Here is a 19,462-nt window from a genome sequence, read left to right on the forward strand (position 1 = left end):
GGTGTCTGCTCCTTTCCTTGTTGGAAAGAGCCTTGATATGACTTGTGTTCATCATAACACATACAAGGCTCATTTGCATTAGATTGCGTCCAATTTATCAATGACCTGTTCAAACTGTCGGCGTTTAATCTGTATGCGGTTGCCATTCATAATGAGCCAGCCAGCGTCCTTGTTTTCCTCTGCCAATCGCCTTAACTTGTTTTCTCCAATGCGGAAATACTTTGACGCTTCTTCAATGGTAAGGGTGTATTTTTCCCATACGGGAATATCCTGTGCATTACTCATAAAACACCCCCTCATTTTCGATTACGTCTGCTATATCCGTACATATCTGTTCCACAAGCATTTCCTGTTTTTCGGAAAGGTGGGTGGCTTCGTCAATCATTTTCATATAGTTTGAGCCTGTCAGCCTGTCGATTTCCTCTATCATCACGATTGACGGCATGACCTGTCTTTCCAGCCATTGCAGAGTGCGTTCCATGTTGACGGGTACGGGGTTCATTTCAAAAGATAAACTGTCATGGGAAACGAATATCTCCCACAATGGATAGTCGGGAAAGTCCACAAAATCAGTAATGAGGTAAAACACCAGTCCATGAGGGTTATACGTTAGTAACAGTTCCTCGACTGCCTGTACCGCTTTTGTGTCACGCAGACGGATTTCAAAACGGTTGATAATATCCGTATGTTTCTTTTTCGTTGCCTGTTCCTTTTGTTTTTCATACAGGCAGAAATATTTTGTGCTTGTCTTTGAGCCGATATAGAGTGTGCTTGCTAAATTGCGGTTTCTTCCGCTTAGTTTACCGCCCTGCACATTTTCATAGTTTTTACAGCGACAATCCGCACCGCCATTTCTGTATTTTTCAGACAAGACGGGAATATCCAGCAGACCGCACATATCGTTGATTGCTAAATCAAATCGACGGATAACACCACCACAGTCAAGACAGCGGTTTAAGAATGAATACCAATCCCTGTCCTGTGCCTGCAAGACATATTCCATGTTGCGTGAGCCTGCTCCTTTTAATTCCAAGAATACGCCCATGTGTTCCTCATCAGAAGCCATGACCTTGATTTCCCCGTAGGCGTAATGCTCCTTATAGCCATAATACCCATAGTCATAATGGATAAAATAATCTGTTTTCATGCCAAGCACCTTTCGGATAACTTCCAATGCGTCGGTCGTTGGGAAACGGACAGACAGATAATCAACGAGCAGATAAAAAGGCTTATCACAGATATAGTAATTCAGACAACGCAGGATAATGTTCTGTGTTTCCTTGCTGGCGTTGGCTTTTCCGTTCTCAAAGCGGTTGATACTATATCTTGATACATGGGTAAGACCTGCCAGCTCTCCTTGTGAAAGACCGCTGGCAAGACGCTTGCTCTTCATTTCAAGTGCAAATTCTAAGTTGTTCATTGTTTTCCTCCAATCCCACAATAGCCTTGAAATACCTGTAAACCAACTTTCAAAAGGTGTGATATGCACCATCTTCTTAAAACTTCTCATTACTCCTTACAGCTTTGGGGTTGTATGGTTTTTGACTTGTCTTTTGTGTAATAGTGCCCCCCTGTTAGAGAACGGGGGCACAGACAAGGCTCGCAGGCTCGCCAGCCGACAAAGCATTTCCGTCCTTTGACGGCAGAGCCGTCATGGCGTTGTTGCTTACGCACGCCAGCAGTCCTACAATGCTTTGTTAGCTAAGTCTGTTTTTCTCTTTTCTAACAAGTACCATTTCAATCAATATTCATATCTACGGGTTTAATCAGATAGGTTTTACTTTTTGAACATTCTTATATTTCATTCTATTGTGCTTATTCAATTACAAGGAGATAGTAATTCTTATATGCTTATTTGTCAATATCTTTTTTTGTCTTTACAAACTATATTAAGCGTGATAGATTTATAACAGTGAAGATATAACAAGATATGGAGGGTTATGCGATGAAAATAAGCCATTTAGGAAATAATATACAGACCATAAGAAAATTCAGAGGAATGAAACAACAGGAGCTTGCGGACAAAATCGGTATCAATATGCAGAGCCTTTCCAAGATTGAAAGAGGGTTGAATTATCCTGCTTATGATACGCTGGAAAAGATAATGGAAGTGTTGGACGTAACACCGAACGAATTGTTATCGGGGGAATGGAAATATGTCAATCAAGCAGAAAAGGAAGTCTGCCAGTTTCTAAGAGCGGAAGAACGTTTAAATGCAGAACTGAAACATGGACATTATGATAACTTTTTTGACAGCGAAGAAGAATGGCTGGAATATGAATTAGAACAGCTACGTAAATATATTACTGATTATATCAACGGCAAGAATATCAAGGCAAGCGACCTTTACCCAATCAAAGAAGTTATCCAGCATTTGAAATTTCAGAAGATTTTAGACCGTTATGATGATTTATACAGCATGGATATGTTCGGGGAAAGCACAGAGGGACACAAGTATAAAACACCTTACTATGCTGTAAAAAGGATAAATCCAAATTCAAAGGAAGATGTGGAACTTTTACAGGAAGTATTAAGGAATAATTATTTTAATGATGAGGACGAGTAACCTTTTTCCTCTTGCGAGAAGATACAGCAAACAAAAAGCCCGATCAAGAGTGCAAAGCACCACCAATGGTGGCTCTTGACAGGGCTTTTTCTTTTCTGTGCTGGTTAATCAAGAGAAAGAAAGGGATAAAATGTGATTTATGGTAAATCAGACGAAGGCAATGCAGGTATCGCAGTTTGAGCTTGTGCTACATAAGGATAGTAACCGGAAGATTGTAAGGTAGATTTATAACAGTGCAGACTTAAAAATGCACGCTGACCTTTGCCTTTCATTCATCTCTTATCCTAATACCTTGATTATAATCTCCTTTGTGGATAATAGACAAAGGAGGAATCTATTATGGCGAAATACGCATATATCCGAGTTTCAAGCAAAGACCAGAATATCGCAAGGCAGGTGGAAGCCATGCAGGAAGTTGGTCTGACAAAGAAACAGATGTATATTGATAAACAATCAGGAAAGGATTTTGTACGCAAGAATTATCAAAGGTTGATAAGAAAGCTGAAAGCAGGCGACGAGCTTTATATTAAGTCCATAGACCGTCTGGGGCGTGATTATGATGAAATACTAGAACAATGGCGTTATCTAACAAGAGTAAAAGACATTGAACTGATTGTGTTGGATTTCCCTCTGCTTGATACCAGAAATCAAGTGAATGGCGTTACAGGAAAATTTATAGCAGATTTGGTATTGCAGATACTTTCCTACGTTGCCCAGATTGAAAGAGAAAACACAAAACAAAGACAAGCGGAAGGAATACGTATCGCAAAAGAAAAAGGCGTACAATTTGGCCGACCAAAGAATGATTTTCCAGAACAATTTGAAGAAATTTATCAACTGTGGGAAACTGGGGAAATCAGTATGCGTGAGGGTGGACGACGACTAAATACCCATCACACAACATTTGCGAGGTGGATAGCCCGTTATCAACAACAAAAGGCATAAAAAGTAGACTTTCTACACCACTTCTAAACTTTGGTTTTTTGTATTGATTTAAGTTTAAAACCGCTGTTTTTATCCAAAATTATCCTACACTAAATGATAGCACACACGGCACAAAAAGTCTGATTTTTGTGCCGTTTATATTTCTACCATTCTATCCTTTTATCCTGATGTGAATATCATCATCAACAATGAGGGGAGGTTGAGAGCGAGATAACGGCAAAACAAGAATTTCTCATAATGAGAAATCGGAAGTGCAAGCCAGAGAAACAACAGCTCATGGAAGTACAGGATTTGTCCTATCTGGTTTAAAACTTCCATAAATATGAAAAATCAAAAAGGAGAGAAACAAGATGAAGCAAAAATTAAAACGCATACTTGCCTGCGTGCTTGTCTTATGTATGGGCTTTGGTGTACAGTCTAATCTTGTTTGGGCACAGGAAAATGATGATGTCATAGTACAGGAAAATGTAACTGACTATACATCAAATATGACAGATGACACTGATACAACAGATGATACGACTGGTGCAACAACGGACGATACAAAAAATACAGACACAACGGGCGAAGATGATGTGATTACAAAAACAGAGAGCGGTTCTGTAATAATGAACCGTAGTATTGCGGAAACTGAACCAGAAGCAGAGATTACACCACAGTCTAGTGATACTATGAGCGGAAATTGTGGACCATATTCTATAAATGGATATACGAATACTGTGACGTGGAGACTTGACTCATCTACTTCAAGTGAAAACATGTATACTCTTATTATTTCTGGTTCTGGTCCTATGGGAGATGCGTATACTGGATATCCCGATAATATCAAAAGTGGTGCACCAGAGTGGGATGCCTATTCTAACCAAATTGAAAAAGTTGTAATTGAAAATGGAGTTACCTCTGTAGGAGCGAAGTTTTTCAAAAACTATAAAAATCTGAAACTAGTAAGTTTGCCTTCTTCACTTCTTAGGATAGGTAAGGATTCTTTTTATGGCTCTGCTATTACTTCAATTAATCTTCCTGAAAATTTAGAAACTATTGAAGAACAAGCTTTTTATAATAGTTCTTTGTCAGGAAGTCTTTCTGTTCCGAGTAGGGTTACTTCGATTCCCACCTATGCCTTTGGCAAAACAAGTATTGAGGAGGTAGTTTTCAAGGGAGCTATTACTGAAATCGGGACTTCAGCATTTCAGGAGTGTAAGTCGTTAAAAGAAATACAGTTGCCAAATACGATTACAACGATAGGAGCTCAGGCTTTTATGAACTGCAACGACCTTACAAAGATTGCGCTTCCTGATAATTCAAACTTTATTAAAATAAACAAAGATACATTTAAAAACTGTTCGAAACTGTCTTCTCTTTTTATTCCTGATTCTGTTATTCAAATTGAGAACTCAGCATTTGAAGGATGTTCAAGTTTAGAAAAAGTGATACTGCCCAATCAACTCACTACATTCGGTTCTAAAGCGTTTTACGGAGCTTCTTCACTGGTAGCTGCCTACATCCCGTCGTCAGTAAAGAATATTCCTCAAGGAATAAATGCCAATAATCAGATATTTAAAGGGATGTCGTCGAACAGCGTGATTTATTTGGGCAATAAATCTTTAATTGCATTAATGCTACAGAATTCTGGTAATTTAGATTCGACATCAAATGGCTTTGATACAACTAAAACTGCTCTTGCGGTTACCAATGGCGGTACTTTTGCTGACGATACAGTATTTGAACAAGGAAAGCTGGCCGTCCCTTCTAAATCGGGTAGCATCTTTAAGGGCTGGTACACCAAAGACGGCACAAACAACGATTGGGGCGATAAAGTTACCATGCCAACAACAGGCGAAACCTACTACGCCAAGTGGATCGAATTGAAAACGGATGATGTTTCCATGGAGTATGGCTCTACTAAGGCGCTTCCGACCATTGCTGATGTCACTCTTTCCAACTGGGAATCCAGCGATAGAACCATTGTCTCTATTGAGGGTAAAAAGCTAAAGGCAAATAAGGTTGGTAAAACTACCATCACTGCCACTGCCACAGATGACCATGGCAGTACTGGAACCCTAACGGTCAATATAGAAGTAACTCCTATGAGTATAATCTATGGCTCACCAGATAAAACAGAAGACGGTCGCCCATATATTGTATATTCATTAAATGAAGACGGAACAGCGCCTAAAATCAGTGATATTTTAGGATTCTATCCAGTAAAAGAGAAACACGGAGAATCCGGTTATGAAGCAGATATTTCTAAGCCAAAGATTACGCTTAACCCTAGTATGGGAGCAAACGGCGATGTGGAATATACCTATGTAAATGATGTTAGTAATAACAAAATTACTACTGATACTTTACCAACTCATCCAACTGTTGATGAAAATGGAAATCCTCATAGTATTCGTGTAGAAATGAAACTAAAGAATCCAAACTATCGTTTCACTACAATAGGGACAAATTGGCAACAAGGAGATACAATCACATTATTTGTTACTTGTTATGAAGAAGGAATGAACGAAGTAGATATGTATCTTGAAGGGGAAAGTGAACCATTAAAAATCTTTGAAGAACAGGTTTATGAATATACAGGACAAGGAGTAGTACCTACCACAAAAGACTTGACAACTTTATATACAAAAGGAAAGAATACAAGTAACACGATTACAAAATTCACGGTTCATTTCCATGCAGTAGCTGAAGATACAAAGTTTGCCGGTTCACACTTAGAACAAGTTACAAATAACCAACTAACAAAAGAGGCTTTAGAAAAAATTGCACCTAAAGAATTAGGAGTATATTCATTTGTGATAAATGGTTACAACAAAGATACAAAGACTTATAGCTATGTATCACGCCGTTATAGTATTGTTAAGGGTAAACCGACAGGAAATCCTGTATTTGATGTCATTGAAAGCGGAAAATCCTTATCGGAAGTTCAACTGAGCGGAACAATGAAAAATAAGATTGGAGAAACCGTTGCAGGAACATTCACATGGGAAGATGGAAATCAAACAGTAGAATTAGGAAAAGCATATAAATGGACATTTACACCAGATGATACCAATCATTATGAGGTTGTTAATGGGGAAAGTATAGTATGCCCGATTCCTATGGAAGAATTAAACGCAATTCCAACTATCAATGCCAGTAATAAGACATTGACAGTCGGTGATACATTCAATCCATTAGAGGGTGTTACTGCTTCTGATAAAGAAGATGGCGACCTTACAAAAGTAATCGAAGTCTTAGAAAATAACGTAGATACAAGCAAGGCTAGCGTTTATGAAGTTACATACAAAGTAACAGACAGCAAGGGTGCTTCAAGCACAAAAACGATTACCGTTACTGTCAAGGCAAAAGACACACAAAAGCCAACAATAGATGATAACAAGAAACCGTCTGCAACGGATACGGATAGGAAACCAGCAAGCACAGATAAACAGACAACGTCTAACAGCCCTAAAACTGGTGACAGCACGAATATGACAACATGGCTTGCGCTCATGTTCGTATCTCTTGGTCTGCTGGCTGGCGTATTCACAGTAAGGAAATCACGCAAAAGCAGATAAAGACTGCGGGGAATTTTATGGACAGAGATATTTTTGAGGACATGAAGATTGAAACGGAGTGTGCTTATATTTCAGATTTACCCTACATCAAGAATACAGTAGAAAAGAAACTATTTGAACTTCCGTTTGACCTCTATTCCAAAGAACAGCTTCAAGAATTTTGTGACTATGTTTTTCGTGACAACGGAGCTGTCTATCAGTCTCTTATGATGAAATACCGCAGGAATAGCAGATACAATTAGGCTTGCAGGAAAAGATATACAATCAAATATCACTTTAATTAGCTCGTACAGACTATATGTTTTGTACGGGCTTTTTATATACCTCTTTTCTGCATTTTCAGAAGTTATAAACAAATATTTTCGCTATGAAATATTCCGTTTGTATGAATTACCTGAAATGAAACAAATTGAACATGGTATGAATGATGAATATTCTTGCGATTTTGTATCGTTTCAAGTTATGCATTTTGTAATTTATGTAGCTGATGAAGAATTAAGTACAGCATTGAAAGAATTAACAGAGAAACAGCGTAATGCTATCTTGTTGCGTTTCTTTCAAGGCATGAACGACAGAGAAATCTCAAAATTGTATCATGTATCACGTTCAGCTATCAATAGCAGACGGGATAGAGGACTAAGAAAATTACAGAAGTTATTGAATGAAAGGGAATAGGAAAAATGAAAAAAGATTATGGTTATCCCTCTTACGACCTTATTTGCAGAGCGTCTAATGGAGATGAAAAGGCAGTCAGATGAATTTTAGACTTTTACAACACTTATATCTCTAAAGTATGCTTGCGTCCATGCTATCATGCAAATGGTACTGTAAATATGCAGGTTGATGAAGAATTAAAAGGTCAAATTCATACAGAAATGATGAAAGCCATTTTAAGGTTTGAAATCAGAGAGAAGTAGTCAAGTGTTATGAAAAAAGGAGATACACAGTTTCATTTCATGTGCTATCTCCCTTGTGGCTTATATTGTCATATCAAGGCTCTTCAATCGTGGTAAATTCGTGGTAAAATGAATGTTTTTCAATTTTGAAACTGCTTATAAATATAGTGTTTATAGGGATAATTCAAAATCTTATATAAAATTTCTGTTAAAATTTCAGTTTTCTTTCGCTGATTTAGACCATATCAGAAATATCAATCTAATTCCTTTTAGCGAGTCTGTTATCGTAAACGGTCAGATAGATTTCAGTGAAATTATCCAAAATGCGTTAGCTTTTGTGCCGTTTGGTGTTTTCACATATACTCTATGGCAGGAAAAATCGTTCCTTTCCCAAATCATTCCTATTTTCTTAACAAGTCTGGGTTTTGAGGTCATTCAGTTTATTTTCGCTATCGGTGCAACGGATATTACAGACCTTATTGCAAACACATTAGGCGGCATAATCGGAATTGGGATTGCTTTTGTCATTTCAAAGATTTTTAAGAATAACTGGAAAAAATATATCAATATCATTGGATTAGTTTGTGCAGTTCTATTGAGCCTTTTTATTCTCTCTCTGCTTCTGGCAAACCTTTAATAGACTTACATAAAAAAGACACTGTCAAGTTCATTGCATGGCAGTGTCTATTCTGTCCTTTATATCCGTTTTTTCCAGTTCCAGCAAATACTTATGCTTCTCGCTAAGTTCCGTATGCTCCAACATATCTTTTAATATCGTCGTGTGGTTCTGTTTATCAAGCTCCTGTACCATTTTCAGCGTCGGTGCTACTTGTCTGTGTAGCCAGCGTAAGGCTCGTTCTAGGGTAAAGGGTTCTGGCTGTGTCGTCAGCTTGAGTGCTTCCCTGTGTTCCCCTATAAACCACGCCCATTCCTCATTGAGCTTCCATTCACTTTTTGGTTTATCTTCCTCAGCGTTTACAAAGCGGAGATAATGGTTGATGATAGAAAAGGCTGTCCGTTCAGCGTCATAGTAGGTCAGCAGGTCAACAACAGCACGATAGGCTCTCTCGTTCTTTAGCCGTATCTCAAAGCGGTTCTTGACTTCCATATCTTCTATATCCACCCCAAATTTTGCGTACTGTTCCTTTGCCTTTTCGTAAATGCAGAAATATACCTCACTCTTTGTTGAGCCTATATACAGCGTATTGCCTGTACCCTCTGGCACGTCGTCCCCGTTCTTTTGCGTACCGTCATAATGCTTTTGCCCTCGGAAGTATGAGATTGCTTCGCCACGCTTCTATTTTTCGACCAACATGGGAATATCTAAAATGCCTGCACGGTCATTGATTGCAAGGTCAAGACGTTTCATCACGCCTCCAGCACTTAGACAGTCCAGCATAAAATCAAACCAGCTTCGCCCCTCTGCGGTCAGATAGGCTTCCATTTGCCGACAGCCTTTTCCTTTCAGTTCCAGAAGTACGCCCAATACAGGATTAGAAGATACCAGCAGTACGATATTACCTGTAAAATACTGCTCCTCATAGCCGTATTGCCCGTAGTCCGCATGGAGCATATGTTTGAGCTTGATATGTAGAACGTCTTTTATAACGGTCAGTGCGTCCGTGGTAGGGAAGCGGACACGGAAGTAATCAATCAGCAGGAACAGCGGTTCATCTGGATTGAAACGCTCTAGCTGTTTTGTGATTTGCTGCTTCAATTCTTCTGTAAGTGGTGTTTTACCGTTCTCAATACGATTATAATGCTCTCGGCTGATACCGCAGGCAACGGCAAATCTTGATTGTGAAATGCCGTATTCCTCACGCTTTTCCTTTAGTTCTTGTATAAAATCATTATTGTTCATGTTATCCTTCCTTTCTGTTTCATTGCATGAAAAAAGGACAGTCAATCTAAAATCAACTGTCCTATGCTTAAAATATTCTGTTTTGCCATGTAAGATTGCTGTATGTTATCTCACACCCTTAAAAATGCGGTTTTACCCTGTATTTACAGCGTTTTCCGCTTACTATCGTCCATTGTTTTTTGTTTCTTGTGCCCCCCTTGTTAGATAACGGGGGCTTATAAGGCTCGCTACGCTCGCCGAACCGCCGAAGTGAACCGCCCCCTCGCCAGCAAGCTTGCGTGGCGATATGTCTTACGACCGCCACCGCTGGCGGATCACTCCGTCGGTTTGGCGATTTTGAGCGTATCTTCCGCATAAACTAGGAGTTATCTACAAAAGAATTTTTGCCTTGTTTGGCTTTTCAACACAATAAGCAACTGTTAAAGAGCTACCAACATCAGGAACAGAATAACCTATTCCTAGCCATTTCCTTTTAACATAATCATTTCCATCTACTGTATATTTGACTTTTATGATATAAGGAAATGCCGCACCATCAAGAGCATGTGTTCTTGCGGTTTTTTTGTTGATTTTCAACCACCATTGCTTTTTAGTCTCGATTACAGTTCCAACTACTTCTTTTTCCATATGACACCTCCGCAACTTCCAATTTGCAACTTCCTTTAAAAAACAGAAATTTACAATAATCTGCTAATTAAATTATATGCCGTAACTACATAAACAAAAATTGCTACACCCGCAAATATCATAGCATCCTTCTTTGCACCCTTATTATAATACTCCTTTGCATTTGTTAGGAGCGTTAATTCCATAAAAACAAACATGATTGGTAGTTTTATGTCGTAAGATAGTATGTTCATTAAACTGGGATTGAACAAAATCGCTGCGCGATGGTCTGCCAAGGCTGTGGCATAGCGATTTTCTGTTTTCTATAACAAAAAAACAGTGGAAAGCAAGTCCTAAAAGTAGTATTGTTAAGTCACCACAACGAAACAATCAAACAGGATCGACCTTTCCACTGCCTATGAAAAGAATACCACCCTTCCGCTTGATTGGCAAGCGGTTTTATGACCCAAATGCACCTCCGTGTAAAGCAGTGTTGTGTGATAACTACTGATTTTACATGGAGGATTTTATTATGTACGAAAAATATTTAGAACTGCTTGAGGAAGCAGGAAAAATCCGTAACCTCAAAGAACGTTCCATCAACTGCTATAAAAACTACGTTTCTTACTTTCTGAAATATCAGGGTAAGAATCCTGAAGCGCTTACCTGTCAGGATGTCAGGATTTTTTTGTCTAGAAAAAATACCTATCATTTTCGGATATCTAGTATTTCTTATATGCAATTCAACATTTTCACTTTTGTACTTCTCGCTATACCCCAGCTGTTTAAACATAACATAATTTTATGAGGGTGTTAATTCTATATCTCTGCAAATTTCTGAAAACTTCTTTTCTCCATTATATTTTGCAAACAATGTCAAGTTATATCTTCATCAATTTGCCGGTATATCCGGCTATCCGGGCCGACTTCGTCATAATTCATGGCTCTGAGCTTCCTTGTTCATAAAAAGTTCTGATTCACCATGGCAACGATTCGTTTTTCATAATCAGAGGGTGCGTTCATACGACATCCCTCCTTTTTGCAGATTTGAGCTGATTGGTGTTTTTTCGCCTCCTCACATAACCAGAACACATCTCAGGGGTGCAAACCGGAAAGTTTTTGAAAATATTTTTTGAGTATATAAGTCCAGTACGATGACATTTAAGAACCGTACATATAAAAAACTCCTTAACATAGAAATAGGCCAATCCGCACAAGGCAGATTGGCCTATCCCGGCAAGTAGCAGGCTGTGTTATCTTGCCTTATCCACATTGCTTATAGTTTTTTTGCTTATAAAAGATTTCATTGCTGGTAGTATGTTCAATCTGGCACGCTTCGGCCTACGCTGTTTAACAGTCAACGCCTGTGGCGATAGGCTGTCTGGTAAAGAAACAATGTTTCCTGTAAATTTCTACAGATACTTCTCGACCTATATCAGTCAGGGTGAGAAAGTAATCTTCGTCCACCGTGAGGAACTTACTTGTCTGCAAAGTTGCTACTGCATGGCACACACTGTTTTTAAACTTCTATATGCCGGGACAATCCATGAGATCTCTTTAAATATTCCAGAGCATACTACCTGCGCTGTTATCGGGCCATCTGGCAGCGGGAAAACAACCTTGTGTAATTTGATTGCCCGGTTTTGGGATGTGCAGGATAGGGCTGTGCGGATCGGTGGAAAGGATGTCAGAAACTATACTGCGGACAGTGTTTTGGAACATATCAGCATGGTCTTTCAGAATGTGTACCTTTTCCATGATTCTATAGAAAACAACATCAAATTTGGCAAGCCCGATGCTACCCATGAGGAAGAAGTGAAGGCTGCAAAACGCGTTTGCTGCGACGATTTTATTGCAGCATTGCCAGATGGGTACAATACAATCATCGGCGAGGGGGGCTCTACACTTTCCGGGGTTGAAAAACAACGTATTTCCATTGCCAGAGCAATCCTTAAAGATGCTCCGATCATCATTCTGGACGAGGCGACTTCCAGCGTTGACCCGGAGAACGAGCAGGCACTCTTATCTGCAATCACAGAACTTACAAAGGATAAGACACTAATTTCGATTGCACATCGTTTAAGTACGGTGAAAAATGCAGACCAGATTATCGTTATTGATCAGGGAAAAATTGTTCAGCAAGGCACACATGATACCTTGATTTCGCAACAAGGTATTTATAAGAAATTTTTAACTCTGAAGCTTGAATCCGCTGGTTGGCAACTTTAATTTTGTTGTCATAGCAGAACTAAAACTTTAACTCCAAAAAAGTTATAAAAAGCCTTGCTTTTCCACCTGGCGAATTACCAGACCACGTAGGGATTTACCAAATACTATTACACGGATGAATTGGAGGAATATGAAAAGACCGAGCTTTGCCGAAATGACTGGACGGAGAATAGGGCCGACGCACCACGCCGGGCGGAAATCTGCAAAAACTTTGCCTATGACTACCAGACCTATATCCTTAACCATATGTATAATGAAATTTGCTAGTTTACCTTTGACGACGAGAAGCGCGGACATGGCTACTATTACCAGGCCAACTGTGACAGCGAGTAAGGAAAACGGCCCCTCTCCGGTGGGGATATCTTGGACCATATCATACTTCCCTTTTGTAGCTCAGTTTGCTATAATCAGAGAAACAAATTACACTTTCAATATCACTTCCTTCGATTCCGAAAACGCATCAATTCCAATCAGAATAATAACTACTCCAAGAAAGCTTCGATGCATTCGGTTACTATATGATACTGATTTTGTCACCTATGTTAATGCGTCTACAATATCAGTGACCCCTCACGATATAAAGCATATTTTTTATCAATTTATCTGCTATCACAACCCTTTGCAGTTCTTCCTGTATTCGCTTGGAGTCATATGATACCTGTCCTTAAACGCTCTGTTGAAGGTTCTCTGACTGTCAAATCCACTCTCCATGCTGATATCGAGGATATTGTCATTCGTTGTTTCAAGGCAGTGAACCGCATAGTTCATTCTGGTATCATTCAGATACTGGCTGAAGTTCCTGTGGAATGTTCCAGAGAATGTTCTCGATAATACATATTTACTTACACCAAGATCAGATGCCATCTTTTCTAATGACATCTCTTCTCTAAAATGAGCAGATATATATGAAACCACCTGATATACCAAGTCTGTACTTCCCACGTTCTGTTTCTCCACAAGTGATAATTCCGGTAGGCATTTTGCCAGAATGATTTGCACATACGCTTCCACAACCATTTCCTCGGACTCGCTTGTATGTGCGACTGCTGTGATAGCATTCACCAAATCGGCACATATTTTATCTTTTGTAACTACAGGACATTTCGGTGCGTATTTCTGAAGCTTATCAAAAAAAGCGCCAACCGTCGAAGGCTGGATCCGTATATAATACGCCTTGCTTGTACCGCTTCCTAATACTTGGTAATGATGTATAACATCTGGGAAGATAAATCCTATATCCCCTGTCTCCATATGAAAAAGATCCGTTCCCATCCCAAGTTCCAGCGTACCTTCCGTAACATATACGATTTCTAAGGCACTGTGAAGGTGTGGCTCTACATGCTTCGATATTCTCTCTGATATCTTTACCAGGCGCTTTGTTTCCTTATATTCTAAATGCAAAATAACCACTCCTATCCCATTAATCGCTTCAATAATATTTTATCCTGCTCTCTCCCACTTTCCAATAAACTTAATGATATGCATCATGCACAAAATAATACTGCATTTTACTTGTTTGCAATTTTTGTCTACTTTTTAATGCCTTTTGGCAAGATTTATATATCTTTTCGCCCTATAATGACCATGTAAGATAAAGAAAGGTGATGAACAAAATGAGCAAGATTAAGAATTATGTTGACGTACTTTTAGATTTCTACGCACCAATGTTTGAGCATGTATACCGTGCATAAGCATCAGGCAGAATCTAAAAGGACAATTTGTGAAAACTGAATAATTAATCCATATACTGTATGTGAACCGATATATCAAGCTCCGCCTGATACTAAAATGCCTCCCATTTCTCAAAACCTCCTATTATAAAACCTTCATTCCGCCATACTTTCTTATCTTTAATACACTGCATGCGCCCTGGCCAAATACCTTATCCATCTTCTTCTGATTGCAAGTGCAAGTGTTACATTCTGGTGCTGAACATCTGCATTAGAATACACATTCTGAAGATACTTATAAGATGAATTGCCGGATGCCGCTACAGTCTTTAATCTTCTTGTTTCCAAAGCTTAGACCTCCTATCAGCTTCTTTGATTAAGAAAGAAGCGTTGCCTTAAAGGGGTTACCTATAAGACAATGCCCCTCTTACATAGACATTATTCTGCTTCTTTCTGAAGTTCTTTGTTTGCCTTCTCAACATTTAACTTGATAAGGACAAATGTGATTAATAAGTTAAAGATCATTGGGAGCCATAAGTACATTACATGAAGCATGTTCACACATGACTCTGGCTGAACTGGTGCATTCTTGATATAACCGCTTGCTGCAAGCATACATCCTGCGATAGCAGTACCGATACCGCCACCAACCTTTGTACCAAAAGATGTACATGAATACATTGTACCGTCAACTTTCTTTCCAGTTGTAAGTCTTGTGTACTCTGATGTTGTAGCAATAAGTGCATTCATATCACCCTGAAGTGGACTCATACCCAGAGCTGCGATGGCTGTAAATGCAAGCATAAGTGGGATATTTCCCATATATCCAGCAGCCACTACACCAAGGCGTCCCGCTGTACCTATAATATAACCTATGATATTAAGCTTGTACATACCTCTGAACTTTGCAACCAGGAGTGGTGTTACCAAAAGTCCTACAATGATAGGAATATTTACTGCCCATGAGAAGGTTCCGAATAATCCCTCATCTCCAAGCACATACTTCATAAAGTAGATACCCATTCCAAGTGTTGCTGAATAAAGCTGCATTAAAAGGTATGTTCCGCAAATCATAAGGAAGTACTTATTGTGAACAAGAATCTTGAAAGCATCAATAAGATTGTACTTCTCTTCCTTTTCTTCCTCTGTCTTTCCTTCTGCCAGTTCCTCGTCAGAAAGTTCTTTTACTGATAAAACAGAAAGTGTATTAGAGATAACACCTATGATTGCATAAATGATTGCTACCATTCTCCAAGCTGCAGCGCCGCCACCAAGCTTTGCTACAAAACCAACAGTTACTGCCTGGATTAACATGCTTGTACCGAACGCAAACATGAATCTGATAGAACCCATCTGAACTCGCTCTGAGTTATTCTTTGTAATAAGTGCTGTAAGTGCTGAATATGCAATGTTGTTAGCTGTATAGAAACCTGCATTTAATATAGTATATGCGATAAAGAACCATGCATACTGTGCTTTCTGTCCCATATCAACCGGGATACAGAAGATTGCAACTAAGCATATGGCACATCCAAAATAACCATATAACATCCATGGTCTTGCTTTACCAAGCTTTGTCTTTGTTTTATCAATCATTGCTCCAAAGAACACATCACTGATTCCATCGAAAATCTTGGACACCATAATCAGTGTTCCTACGATACCGGAATTGAGTCCTACAGTATCTGTTAAATAAATCATTACAAACGCTGATAAAAGCGCATAAACAACATTTCCTGCGATATCACCAGAGCCGTATCCGACTTTGTTATACCACTTTAAGTATCTTTTTTCCTCCATAAAAGATCACTCCTTCTCTGTACATTTTTGTATTCAAAACCGTTACCCCTAACAGTAATGAAGAAATTTTCTTTGCTCATATAATAATGCAGCCGGCGGATATTTCATTTTCCCCGGGAGTTACTGATTCCATATCCGCCCTGCAGTTATTCGTTTTTAACCCTTTACAAAAGGTACTAGCTTTATGTTAAATCCAAATGCTACATCATCGAATCTGTACTGATCCATTACTACAGGACCACAACTGTTAGAGCCGATTCCGTTTAATGTATAATCAAGGCAAAGCACTGTGCTTTCAGACTCTTCAAGTTCATAATTATGTGCTGCTCTCTCAAGCTCTTCCTGTGTGTAAACAGATGCATTGAATGAGAACGTCCTCTCTGATGCTGCCGCAATACCAAACTGGCCATTTGCAATCTCTACATAATCACAATCAAAGTGACTGCTGTTTTCCTGTGGCATGATGTAGTCCTCATGCATATCACTTACCTTGGCTCTGTATAATCCGTGGCTTGTAGACTGGTGCTTATCTCTGTAGCTTTCGTGAGGTCCCATTCCAAAGTAGGAAACATTTTCAAGCTTCTTATTTAAGAAAAGTCTCAGTCCGAATCTTGGTAGATCTGGGAACTCATCATCCTTTACAACCTGGATAGATGACGTAATTGCTCCGTCACAATCGATTTTCCATGTAATAGCTGCATCTAAAATCTTCTGTACGGTAGCCGCTGACATAGAAGTCTTAACCGTAATCTCTACGCCTTCTTTAGACTGCTCAACATCGGTTTCGTATGCTCTTACATAGGCTTCATCATATTTTGCCTTCTTCCATTCAAGCTTTGCATACATATCATTATCTGTAGGTGCTCTCCAGATATTCAGTTCCATCGGTCTGTCGATATATTCTCTTCCGGCAAATACCAAAGACTCAAACATTCCGTTCTTCTTGCTGTAGATATAAGTAAATGACTTACCTTTTACGATTACCTGAGTATCTGTCTCTGATACTTCCATATCAGACTGTGCTGCTTCTTTTTCCAGCCACTTTACTGCGTTCTGATTTCTTGCATCTTCATTTGCAATCTTAACTTCATCAAATCCAAGCACATGTCCTGCAGGAATCAGTCCCATCTCTTTCTTAAGTGTGTAAGTAATCTTAAGGAATACCTTACCCTTATTGGGAACCTTTATCTTAAGTTCCATCTCTCCATCACTATGTGGAGCGATAGAAGGTACTGCAAGCTTTCCTGAATCTACGGTAAGTCCATCGCATGTTACCTCATACTGGGCATTAACGAAGTCTTTTAAATCATCGAAGTCCATGTAGTTATGAAGAATCAGCTTTCCGCTTGTCTCGTCGTATGAAACCACTCTTGCAGGTCTGTACACATTCTTATATTCCAAGAGTCCTGTGTGAGGCTTTCTGTCAGGATATACAAGACCGTCCATACAGAAGTTTCCATCATGTACTGTCTCGCCGTGATCTCCCCCGTAGTAGTACATCTTCTTATCATTCTCTGCCAGGCCTTTATCGATTGCGTGGTCACACCACTCCCAGACAAACCCGCCGCACATAAGGTCATTTTCCTGAATCAGCTTGAAGTAATCCTCAAAGTCTCCAGGGCCATTTCCCATACTGTGGCAGTACTCTACAAGTAAGAATGGCTTGCTTGCATCCTTTTCAAGATATTCTCTAATTTCATCAAATGAAGGATACATTCTGCTGTATAAATCAAGATGGTCATAATTGTATGTCACATCGTAATTTCTGTATCTTGCACTCTCGTACTGGATGATTCTTGATGGATCAAATTCCTTTGTCCACTTAAGAGCCTTTTCAAAGTTGCAGCCATAAGCACTTTCATTTCCCATTGACCACATCACGATGGAAGGTCTGTTCTTATCTCTTCCTACCATCAGCTGTACTCTGTCAAGAATGGATGTCTCCCATGCAGGATCATCTGCCAGTTTTTCATTCCATCTCTTAAATCTGTTGTAGTCTGTATCTTCTTTTCTATAAAGCATGAATGGTCCGTGGGCTTCGATATCCGCTTCATCAATTACCATAAATCCGTACTTATCACAAAGCTGGTAGAAGTATGGAGCATTTGGATAATGACTGCTTCTGATGGAGTTGAAATTATGCTGCTTCATCATGGCAAGGTCAGTCATAAGCTGTTCCAAGCTGATTGCAAATCCTGTTACAGGATCTGAATCATGTCTGTTTACGCCTCTGAACTTAATCTTCTGTCCGTTGAAGTAGATGACCTTATCGATAATCTCAATTGTTCTAAATCCTACATATTCAACGATTGTTTCATTCTCAGTCTCAAGGACTAATGTATATAGAGAAGGATTTTCTGTGTTCCAGAGAACCGGGCATGCAACCTCAAGTTCAATATTTCCATTCTCTAAAATAGAGTCTGCAGCAACAACTGCTCCGTTCTTATCTTCAAGTGTAATCTTTGTTTCTACTGGATTTGCAAACTCTACAGAAAGCTTAACTTTTGCAGCTTCCTTTGATACATTAGTTGTTATTCTGTAATCACGGATGCCTGCTTCTGGTCTCTTTAAGATATATACATCTCTGAAAATTCCGCTCATACGGAACTTATCCTGGTCTTCTAAGTAAGAACCATCGCACCACTTCATTACTAAAACTGCGATTGTGTTCATTCCATCATTGATAACCTCTGTGATATCGAACTCACTTGTAGCATGTGGTACCTGGCTATATCCAACATAGAAACCGTTCACCCATACATAAAAGCAACTGTCTACTCCTTCAAAATTAAGGAAAGCTTTACCTGCCTTCTTATCCTTCTTATACTCGAAGTCATATACATATGCGCCACAAGGAATATCCTGTGGAACATATGGCGGATCAAATGGAAATGGATATTTGATATTTGTGTACTGATGGCAGTCATAACCCTCGTTCTGCCATACACCAGGAACCTTCATATCTGCATAACCTGATACATCAAATCCCGCCTTGTAAAACTCTTCCTTTACATCATAGATGCTGTCAAAATACTTAAACTTCCATGTTCCATTTAAGAACTGGATACGGTCTGACTCTTCACGGTGCTCTACAAGATTATCCATTCTTTTTGATGCTGGAATGTAATACGCTCTCACCGGCATCGTATTCTCATGTAAAACACTCAAATCCTCATAATAACGTGGTACGATCATTGTAACCTCCTCCTTACATTAACAATATGGTTTTATAAGTGTGTACCACACACACCTTTATTTTTTCTGTTTATTTTCGTTCTTCCCTTTTTGTTAGCTTAATTCTAGTGTTTTCTGCAATTTTTGTCCAT

At 39.2% G+C, this 19,462-nt stretch carries 17 protein-coding genes and 2 pseudogenes; 9 read left to right on the plus strand and 10 right to left on the minus strand.

Features of this window, described 5'->3' with window-relative positions; genetic code table 11:
* Positions 1-78: 78 nt before the first annotated feature.
* Positions 79-285, minus strand: a complete 207-nt coding sequence (locus tag E1963_RS06055) for an excisionase (protein ID WP_002341493.1) — start codon at positions 283-285, stop codon at positions 79-81.
* A complete protein-coding gene (locus tag E1963_RS06060) occupies positions 278-1,420 on the minus strand; it encodes an XRE family transcriptional regulator (RefSeq protein ID WP_132276305.1) in 1,143 nt (380 codons plus the stop codon). Before E1963_RS06060 ends, E1963_RS06055 begins: the two co-directional genes overlap by 8 nt.
* A gap of 525 nt (positions 1,421-1,945) precedes the next feature.
* Between E1963_RS06060 and E1963_RS06065 the strand changes: the two genes are divergently transcribed.
* The 7 genes from E1963_RS06065 to E1963_RS06095 all read left to right on the plus strand — a co-directional run bounded on the left by E1963_RS06065 (position 1,946) and on the right by E1963_RS06095 (position 8,607).
* Positions 1,946-2,566 carry a helix-turn-helix domain-containing protein gene (locus E1963_RS06065; RefSeq protein ID WP_479686846.1) on the plus strand — a complete coding sequence of 207 codons (621 nt, stop codon included), beginning with the start codon at positions 1,946-1,948 and terminating at the stop codon, positions 2,564-2,566.
* A gap of 339 nt (positions 2,567-2,905) precedes the next feature.
* Entirely contained in the window at positions 2,906-3,511 is a 606-nt protein-coding gene (locus tag E1963_RS06070; protein WP_132276309.1) for a recombinase family protein, read from the plus strand.
* 350 nt (positions 3,512-3,861) lie between these two features.
* Complete coding sequence (locus E1963_RS06075; protein WP_132276311.1) at positions 3,862-7,074, plus strand: leucine-rich repeat protein; 3,213 nt, start codon at positions 3,862-3,864, stop codon at positions 7,072-7,074.
* Positions 7,075-7,091: 17 nt separating this feature from the next.
* Positions 7,092-7,316 carry a hypothetical protein gene (locus E1963_RS06080; protein WP_132276313.1) on the plus strand — a complete coding sequence of 75 codons (225 nt, stop codon included), beginning with the start codon at positions 7,092-7,094 and terminating at the stop codon, positions 7,314-7,316.
* A 61-nt stretch (positions 7,317-7,377) separates the two neighbouring features.
* Complete coding sequence (locus tag E1963_RS06085; protein WP_243117603.1) at positions 7,378-7,749, plus strand: RNA polymerase sigma factor; 372 nt, start codon at positions 7,378-7,380, stop codon at positions 7,747-7,749.
* Positions 7,750-7,832: 83 nt separating this feature from the next.
* Positions 7,833-7,991, plus strand: coding sequence for a helix-turn-helix domain-containing protein (locus tag E1963_RS06090; protein WP_479686847.1), 159 nt, complete (start codon positions 7,833-7,835; stop codon positions 7,989-7,991).
* 112 nt (positions 7,992-8,103) lie between these two features.
* Positions 8,104-8,607 (plus strand): VanZ family protein, encoded by a 504-nt coding sequence (locus tag E1963_RS06095; RefSeq protein WP_132276317.1) that lies wholly within the window; start codon positions 8,104-8,106, stop codon positions 8,605-8,607.
* A gap of 30 nt (positions 8,608-8,637) precedes the next feature.
* On the opposite strand, the pseudogene E1963_RS06100 reads toward E1963_RS06095, so the two are convergent.
* From E1963_RS06100 to E1963_RS22555, 3 genes and pseudogenes are all read right to left on the minus strand, one after another.
* Positions 8,638-9,831, minus strand: a pseudogene (locus E1963_RS06100) (replication initiation factor domain-containing protein).
* A 369-nt stretch (positions 9,832-10,200) separates the two neighbouring features.
* Complete coding sequence (locus tag E1963_RS06105) at positions 10,201-10,458, minus strand: sugar ABC transporter permease (protein WP_132276319.1); 258 nt, start codon at positions 10,456-10,458, stop codon at positions 10,201-10,203.
* Between the two features lie 50 nt (positions 10,459-10,508).
* A complete protein-coding gene (locus E1963_RS22555) occupies positions 10,509-10,691 on the minus strand; it encodes a hypothetical protein (protein WP_132276651.1) in 183 nt (60 codons plus the stop codon).
* Between the two features lie 278 nt (positions 10,692-10,969).
* Between E1963_RS22555 and E1963_RS23050 the strand changes: the two genes are divergently transcribed.
* Together E1963_RS23050 and E1963_RS06120 are read left to right on the plus strand one after the other, a co-directional pair.
* A complete protein-coding gene (locus E1963_RS23050) occupies positions 10,970-11,245 on the plus strand; it encodes a phage integrase N-terminal SAM-like domain-containing protein (RefSeq protein ID WP_262200191.1) in 276 nt (91 codons plus the stop codon).
* A gap of 734 nt (positions 11,246-11,979) precedes the next feature.
* Positions 11,980-12,666, plus strand: a pseudogene (locus E1963_RS06120) (ABC transporter ATP-binding protein); the annotation flags it as partial.
* A 42-nt stretch (positions 12,667-12,708) separates the two neighbouring features.
* Here the strand turns inward: E1963_RS06120 and E1963_RS06125 are convergent.
* From E1963_RS06125 to E1963_RS06140, 5 genes are all read right to left on the minus strand, one after another.
* On the minus strand, positions 12,709-13,038 hold the full coding sequence (locus tag E1963_RS06125; protein WP_132276321.1) for a hypothetical protein: 330 nt from the start codon (positions 13,036-13,038) through the stop codon (positions 12,709-12,711).
* A 237-nt stretch (positions 13,039-13,275) separates the two neighbouring features.
* Positions 13,276-14,067, minus strand: a complete 792-nt coding sequence (locus tag E1963_RS06130) for a helix-turn-helix transcriptional regulator (RefSeq protein WP_132276323.1) — start codon at positions 14,065-14,067, stop codon at positions 13,276-13,278.
* A gap of 449 nt (positions 14,068-14,516) precedes the next feature.
* On the minus strand, positions 14,517-14,684 hold the full coding sequence (locus E1963_RS19610) for a hypothetical protein (protein ID WP_167482124.1): 168 nt from the start codon (positions 14,682-14,684) through the stop codon (positions 14,517-14,519).
* Between the two features lie 90 nt (positions 14,685-14,774).
* Positions 14,775-16,136, minus strand: a complete 1,362-nt coding sequence (locus E1963_RS06135) for an MFS transporter (protein ID WP_132276325.1) — start codon at positions 16,134-16,136, stop codon at positions 14,775-14,777.
* A gap of 156 nt (positions 16,137-16,292) precedes the next feature.
* Positions 16,293-19,331, minus strand: a complete 3,039-nt coding sequence (locus tag E1963_RS06140) for a glycoside hydrolase family 2 TIM barrel-domain containing protein (RefSeq protein ID WP_132276327.1) — start codon at positions 19,329-19,331, stop codon at positions 16,293-16,295.
* Positions 19,332-19,462: the final 131 nt, after the last annotated feature.

Source organism: Extibacter muris, assembly GCF_004345005.1.
GTDB lineage: Bacteria > Bacillota > Clostridia > Lachnospirales > Lachnospiraceae > Extibacter > Extibacter muris.

Bases quoted from the DNA above. Each gene is read 5' to 3' on its own strand.
- E1963_RS06055 (WP_002341493.1), bottom strand. From the start codon at position 285: ATGAGTAATGCACAGGATATTCCCGTATGGGAAAAATACACCCTTACC.
- E1963_RS06060 (WP_132276305.1), bottom strand. From the start codon at position 1,420: ATGAACAACTTAGAATTTGCACTTGAAATGAAGAGCAAGCGTCTTGCC.
- E1963_RS06065 (WP_479686846.1), top strand. From the start codon at position 1,946: ATGAAAATAAGCCATTTAGGAAATAATATACAGACCATAAGAAAATTC.
- E1963_RS06070 (WP_132276309.1), top strand. From the start codon at position 2,906: ATGGCGAAATACGCATATATCCGAGTTTCAAGCAAAGACCAGAATATC.
- E1963_RS06075 (WP_132276311.1), top strand. From the start codon at position 3,862: ATGAAGCAAAAATTAAAACGCATACTTGCCTGCGTGCTTGTCTTATGT.
- E1963_RS06080 (WP_132276313.1), top strand. From the start codon at position 7,092: ATGGACAGAGATATTTTTGAGGACATGAAGATTGAAACGGAGTGTGCT.
- E1963_RS06095 (WP_132276317.1), top strand. From the start codon at position 8,104: ATGTTTTTCAATTTTGAAACTGCTTATAAATATAGTGTTTATAGGGAT.
- E1963_RS06105 (WP_132276319.1), bottom strand. From the start codon at position 10,458: ATGGAAAAAGAAGTAGTTGGAACTGTAATCGAGACTAAAAAGCAATGG.
- E1963_RS22555 (WP_132276651.1), bottom strand. From the start codon at position 10,691: ATGAACATACTATCTTACGACATAAAACTACCAATCATGTTTGTTTTT.
- E1963_RS23050 (WP_262200191.1), top strand. From the start codon at position 10,970: ATGTACGAAAAATATTTAGAACTGCTTGAGGAAGCAGGAAAAATCCGT.
- E1963_RS06125 (WP_132276321.1), bottom strand. From the start codon at position 13,038: ATGGTCCAAGATATCCCCACCGGAGAGGGGCCGTTTTCCTTACTCGCT.
- E1963_RS06135 (WP_132276325.1), bottom strand. From the start codon at position 16,136: ATGGAGGAAAAAAGATACTTAAAGTGGTATAACAAAGTCGGATACGGC.
- E1963_RS06140 (WP_132276327.1), bottom strand. From the start codon at position 19,331: ATGATCGTACCACGTTATTATGAGGATTTGAGTGTTTTACATGAGAAT.